Raw genomic sequence first — 5,375 nt, 5'->3', positions numbered from 1 at the left:
TTTGAATTTTACAATAAATTCTTCGATTTCTTCGTTACTGTATGCGATCCATTCTGGTCTTGCCATAAATATCCTCTCCAATAAGTTTTTTGATTATTTATAGTAAGGTCCTTTGTAAAATAATTATTAATGAAAAATCATCATTTAAACCATTGAAAATGATTTAGAAGACAATGATCATTTTAAAAATTATTTTAAATTCATTTTTGAAAAAATCTTTAAAAAATTACCAATAGCCAAACAAAATAAAAATAATAAGTTTCAAATTTCATCAATTAAACTAGAATAAAACAGCCAATCTTAGATAAAATTGCCTATTCTAATTTTGTTAATTAAAAAATATTTAAAAATTTATTATTCATCATCTTGGTTTACATACCAATTGATAAATTTTTCTAAAGAATTTCTTCTATGTGAAAACTGGTTTTTCTCTTCTGTAGTAAGTTCTCCAAAGGTTTTACCTTCTTCAGGCACTAAAAATAGTGGGTCGAATGCAAAACCAAGATTTCCTCTTTCTTCAAAAGCTATTTGACCTTCGACACGCCCTAAAAAGACCTTGGGCTCAGAATTGGGTGTGCAATAGCCAATAACTGACCTGAATTCAGCGTATCGATCATCAACTCCATCCATAAGTTTTAATATGTTTTGGTTTCCAAGTGAATTCTGTACAAATTTTGAATAAGTTCCTGGAAAACCATTTAAAGCTCTTATGAATAAACCAGCATCTTCAACAATCACAGAGCGATTTAACTCTTGGCAAGCATATTTAGCACCGAATCTTGCTACATCCTCAAGAGTTCCTTGAGGTTCCATGTAACCTAAATCAATATGCTCAAGTTCAACACCAAAAAGTTTGAAAATATTCTCTGCTTCTTTTACTTTATGTTCGTTCCCAGTTATAAATGTTATCATAGTTTTTATTATATAAAAAAGTTTTAATATATTTATCTAAAAAAACCAAACAAAATAAAAATAAAAAAAATCAGTAAAGTTAAACATTGCCATCAAGGAAAAAATTTTGGTCAAGGTTTTGCACCCCGAAGGGGTGGAAAAGATTGTGTTAGTGGGTGTATCTTCCTCTTCCTTCAATCTCAGCTATCTTATTTGCCATTTTAGACTGATTATTGGAATCATAAGCTTCTAAAATCCAATCAAATGTCTGAATAGCTATATCATAATCAATGCTTTGGAATGATTTCTTTAAAACCAATAAATCTGCTGCCTTATCTTCCAAAAGGTCAGAATACTTTCCAAGCCCAAAGTCAAAAATAGCTAGATTTTCTGCGATATTGTCTAAATCATCATCAATCCAAATCATGTTTGAACCTGTTAAGTCACCGTGGATAATATCACCATCATGGAATGCCTTGATGTTTTCACCTATTGCAATGGCTAATTCCCTTCTTTTATCCTCTCCAATATCATGCATGATATCCTTAACTAAAGAGCCATTGATCTTTTCCATGACAATTGATTTCTCTTCAAAGTCAACATCGTATAAAACAGGAACTCTGACACCAGTCTTTTTAACATCAGACAATATCTTTGCCTCACTTTTTGTTCTGAGCTTTCTGATTTTATTGTCTATCTCTTCTATCCTATAGGATTTGGAAACCCTGTTCTTTACAATGGCTTCCCTTCCAAGCCAAGTTGCCTCATAAATATCAGATTCAGCCCCTTTAGCTCTTAGCTCTTCAGGCAAGTTCAACTTGTATTTTGTATTGTCAACCCATGGAGCATCCACTTCATCTGTTCTGAACCTTTGAATGATATTGGTATTGGCTATTTCAAGTGGACCATATGCCTTATACATCAATTGGCCGAGCCATGCAATCATCACACCATTGTCTCCAGAGTATTTCATCTCAGGCATATAGAATTTTGCATAGTGCTCTTCTGCCATGATTTTCATCATTTCTCGTAGCCTGCTGTTTGCAGAAACGCCCCCACATAATAGAACCTCGTCCTTCTCTGTATGTGCAAGTGCCCTTTCTGTCACTTCAACAAGCATTGCAAATGCAGTTTCCTGAAGACTGTAGCAAATGTCCTCTATCCTTTCTCCATTCTTATGAGCTCTTAAGGCTGCACTTAAAAGACCTGAAAATGAGAAATCCATGCCCTTTACAACATAAGGCAAATCAATGTAGGAACCTTCCTTAGCCAACTTTTCAACAACTGGCCCTCCAGGATGTCCAAGGCCGGTTTCACGACCGAAATGATCAAGGCAATTTCCAATGGCTATGTCCAATGTTTCGCCAAAGATCCTGTATCTGCCAGATTCATAAGCAATCACCTGACTGTTTCCACCGCTTACATAAAGGGTTACTGGATTACGAGCGCCAGTATCCAATTTTCCTATTTCAACGTGACCAATACAATGGTTTACACCAACGATTGGAACATTAAGGCTCAATGCAAGTGTTCTTGCAGAAGTGGCTACAGTTCTAAGTGCAGGGCCAAGACCTGGACCTTGTGAAAAAGAGATGAAATCAATATCCTTATAGCTAAGGCCTGCCTCTTCCATAGCTTGTGGAATGAGTTGAGGAATCCATTTGGCATGATGCTCAGCAGCTTCCCTTGGATGTATGCCTCCCTCTTCTGGATACAATTGTTTTCCAGCCATAGCCAAAACATTGCCTTCGCTGTCTACAATACCTATCCCAGTCTTTTCTGCAGTTCCTTCAATACCTAAAGATATCAATTTCAATACACCGTTCATAATTTTAAAAATGAATAAAATCAGTTCATATTAAGTATATTAACATACATTTATATAATTTTTATCAATAATATATTTATAGAACAAAGTTAATTAATTTATCAAGAATTGACAATAATTTTAATTAATTTATCAAAAAACTTTAAAAAATTTATGAAATTCAAGATGATAAAATGATAGAAGGATTGAAAACTTACGGATCAGACAAACTTGTAAAAGAATTGCCAGACTTGAAAAACCCAATTTTTATTTGTACAATAGCTACAACCGAAACCTCAAAGATTCCAGGTCTTACTGGTGCTGGAGCCACTCCAGAACTTACCAAATACACTCCTGCAGGGGATGCAGAGCTTATTTTGGATGGGGAAGTTAAATGTATGACAGACATTCCTCAAACAATCATTGGGGAAGTTGTAACTCCTACTCCATCAATGATTACAAAAGGTTCCCTTGCACTTTGTGACTGTCCTGTTATGGTTTTGGATGCAGGAAGTGAAATCAAGGCAAACTCTGATGTATTCGACATAAGCGATGGAAAGCATGGACATGACATTAGAACAGGAAAAGCTGTGGAAAACCCTGAAGAGCTTTTTGAAAAAGGTTTTGAGCTTGCTGAAATATTATCTGAAAAGCATGACTACATCGTGATTGGAGAAAGCCTACCTGCAGGTACAACCACTGCACTTGGAGTATTGGTTGGACTTGGCTATGATGCTAAAGGAAAGGTCAGTGGTTGCATGGACACAAATCCTCATGAAATGAAAAATGCAATAGTTGAAGAGGGATTGAAAAACGCAGGTTTGGAAGAATCTAAAGAAAATGATCCTTTTGATGTTGTCAGAGCTGTTGGAGACCCTATGCTTCCAGCAGTTGCAGGAGTCCTTATGGGTGCAAAAGTTCCTGTCGTATTGGCAGGGGGAACTCAACTCACCGCTTCTTGTGCAATAGCTAAAGCATTGGACCCTGACTTCGACTTCTCAAACAGCTGCCTTGCAACAACTGCATTTGTAGTGAAAGATACCACTGCGGACATGCTTAATATTGTAGAGCAAATAGGGGATATCACTGTAAATGCTGTAAACCCTAACTTTGAAATTTCCAGTGTCGAAGGACTTAAAAACTATACACAAGGATTCATCAAGGAAGGTGCAGGTGCTGGAGGAGCAATGTTCTTGGCTCTTATGTTAGGAAACAGCATCGATGAAATCAGAGAATCAATTGAAGATGCATGTGGTTAAATCATAATTTGATTTAACTATATTTTTTTAAAAGAAGTAATTATTCGTAACTATTGAAACAGATGTGAAAAATCTAAAATTGAATTTAAAAAGAGAATATGAAATAAAAAGATAAAAAATAGAATTGAAAAAATAGAAAAAGAGAAATAGATTTATTCTTGAATGGAAATAAATGCTATTTTTCCACCTTTAATAACTTTTAAACCTTCACCATCATCTAATACTAAGTTTAAAAAGTTATCAATGGTAATTATTTTTCCTTCTACTTCTTCCCAGTTTTTTAAACCAATAAGAACATCTTTGCCTTTGAATTTAGCAAATTGTTTATTTACTTGGAAATTGTCACTCATTATATAGCCTCTTTGAATTATAAAAATAAAATCTAAATTTAATTGAATAATATTCGTAAAATATTATTTATATTTAATCTATTATAAACTTATTTAATAAATTATTGAAATAAGAAAATAGAATAAGAAAATCAATGATTAAATTAGTTTAAATTTAATTCATTTAAAAGTTTATCTCTTTCTTTTCTAAGCTCATTCAAAAGCTTTTCATCATTGCACCCTTCTTTTTCCAATTTTGCTAAAGTGTGTGTAACAGCTTGCAATGTAGCTTCAAGTTGATTTACAGACATGTTTTATCTCCTTAAATTTTTATAATTGAATTTTAATTAATGTTAATCAATTTAATTATAATTAATTTTTATTATGTATCTTATATTATATATTGTTTGTGTATTATGAAATAAAATTGAATCATTTGTCATACCATTCCTTTAAGGCATCCAAATCATGGCCCATATCCAATATTAAAGGAGTCAATGTAGGTACATTCTCCTCTAAAAGGACATAATCATCACTGTCTTTAGGATTTCCTTCGTAAAAAACACCATCAATCCAATAATAAGGTCTTCCCCTTGGGTCTATACGCATTTCAACAACAGGCTCATACATTCTTGTAGCCAATGGACATATTTTAGGTTCATATGAATCAGGATCAGCTGGAACATTCAAGTTCAATATGTCAACCCCTTCTGGAAATCCATTGTCAATGACTTTTTGGATAAGTTCCCTTAAGACCTTTTGACTTGATGAAAAATCAATTTCAATATGGCCTTCATCAAACTTGATATTGTCATCAGGAGTGTGCTGGCTTACTGCAATTGTAGGAATTCCAAGAGAAGCGGCCTCTGTTGCAGCACCGATTGTACCTGAGGTGGATAGTTCCCCTTTACCTGTGTTTCTGCCAGTGTTGAGTCCGGAAATCACCAAGTCAGGCCAATCATCCATTATTTCATAAATGCCTATAGTCACTGCATCGGTAGGAGTTCCAGTCACTCCATATCCAATGTCGCCATCTCTCAAACTGACTTCATTCACCCTGATAGGTTCAACGAGTGTCAATGCATGACC

At 34.4% G+C, this 5,375-nt stretch carries 6 protein-coding genes; 1 reads left to right on the top strand and 5 read right to left on the bottom strand.

Annotation, left to right across the window (positions count from 1 at the left end):
• Positions 1-354 precede the first annotated feature (354 nt).
• Positions 355-912 (bottom strand): XTP/dITP diphosphatase, encoded by a 558-nt coding sequence (locus tag IJI80_RS08015; RefSeq protein WP_292789253.1) that lies wholly within the window; start codon positions 910-912, stop codon positions 355-357.
• Between the two features lie 148 nt (positions 913-1,060).
• Positions 1,061-2,719: a bifunctional N(6)-L-threonylcarbamoyladenine synthase/serine/threonine protein kinase gene (locus tag IJI80_RS08010; RefSeq protein ID WP_292789251.1), complete on the bottom strand. Its 1,659-nt coding sequence runs from the start codon at positions 2,717-2,719 to the stop codon at positions 1,061-1,063.
• 173 nt (positions 2,720-2,892) lie between these two features.
• Here IJI80_RS08010 and cobT point away from each other — a divergent pair, with 173 nt between their 5' ends.
• Complete coding sequence (gene cobT, locus IJI80_RS08005) at positions 2,893-3,957, top strand: nicotinate mononucleotide-dependent phosphoribosyltransferase CobT (protein ID WP_292789247.1); 1,065 nt, start codon at positions 2,893-2,895, stop codon at positions 3,955-3,957.
• 152 nt (positions 3,958-4,109) lie between these two features.
• On the opposite strand, the gene IJI80_RS08000 is transcribed toward cobT, so the two are convergent.
• From IJI80_RS08000 to surE, 3 genes are all read right to left on the bottom strand, one after another.
• Positions 4,110-4,307, bottom strand: a complete 198-nt coding sequence (locus IJI80_RS08000) for an LSM domain-containing protein (RefSeq protein WP_292789244.1) — start codon at positions 4,305-4,307, stop codon at positions 4,110-4,112.
• Between the two features lie 143 nt (positions 4,308-4,450).
• A complete protein-coding gene (locus IJI80_RS07995) occupies positions 4,451-4,597 on the bottom strand; it encodes a hypothetical protein (RefSeq protein ID WP_292789242.1) in 147 nt (48 codons plus the stop codon).
• A 121-nt stretch (positions 4,598-4,718) separates the two neighbouring features.
• A partial coding sequence (gene surE / locus IJI80_RS07990; RefSeq protein ID WP_292789240.1) for a 5'/3'-nucleotidase SurE occupies positions 4,719-5,375 on the bottom strand: 657 nt, incomplete at its 5' end.

It is taken from the genome of Methanobrevibacter sp. (genome assembly GCF_017432245.1).
Classification (GTDB): Archaea; Methanobacteriota; Methanobacteria; order Methanobacteriales; family Methanobacteriaceae; genus Methanobrevibacter.
This window is presented reverse-complemented; position numbering and strand designations above follow the sequence as displayed.

What these genes read in the sequence shown, in the direction of transcription:
- IJI80_RS08000 (WP_292789244.1), bottom strand. Translation starts at nt 4,307, where the DNA reads ATGAGTGACAATTTCCAAGTAAATAAACAATTTGCTAAATTCAAAGGC.
- IJI80_RS08010 (WP_292789251.1), bottom strand. Translation starts at nt 2,719, where the DNA reads ATGAACGGTGTATTGAAATTGATATCTTTAGGTATTGAAGGAACTGCA.
- IJI80_RS07995 (WP_292789242.1), bottom strand. Translation starts at nt 4,597, where the DNA reads ATGTCTGTAAATCAACTTGAAGCTACATTGCAAGCTGTTACACACACT.
- IJI80_RS08015 (WP_292789253.1), bottom strand. Translation starts at nt 912, where the DNA reads ATGATAACATTTATAACTGGGAACGAACATAAAGTAAAAGAAGCAGAG.
- cobT (WP_292789247.1), top strand. Translation starts at nt 2,893, where the DNA reads ATGATAGAAGGATTGAAAACTTACGGATCAGACAAACTTGTAAAAGAA.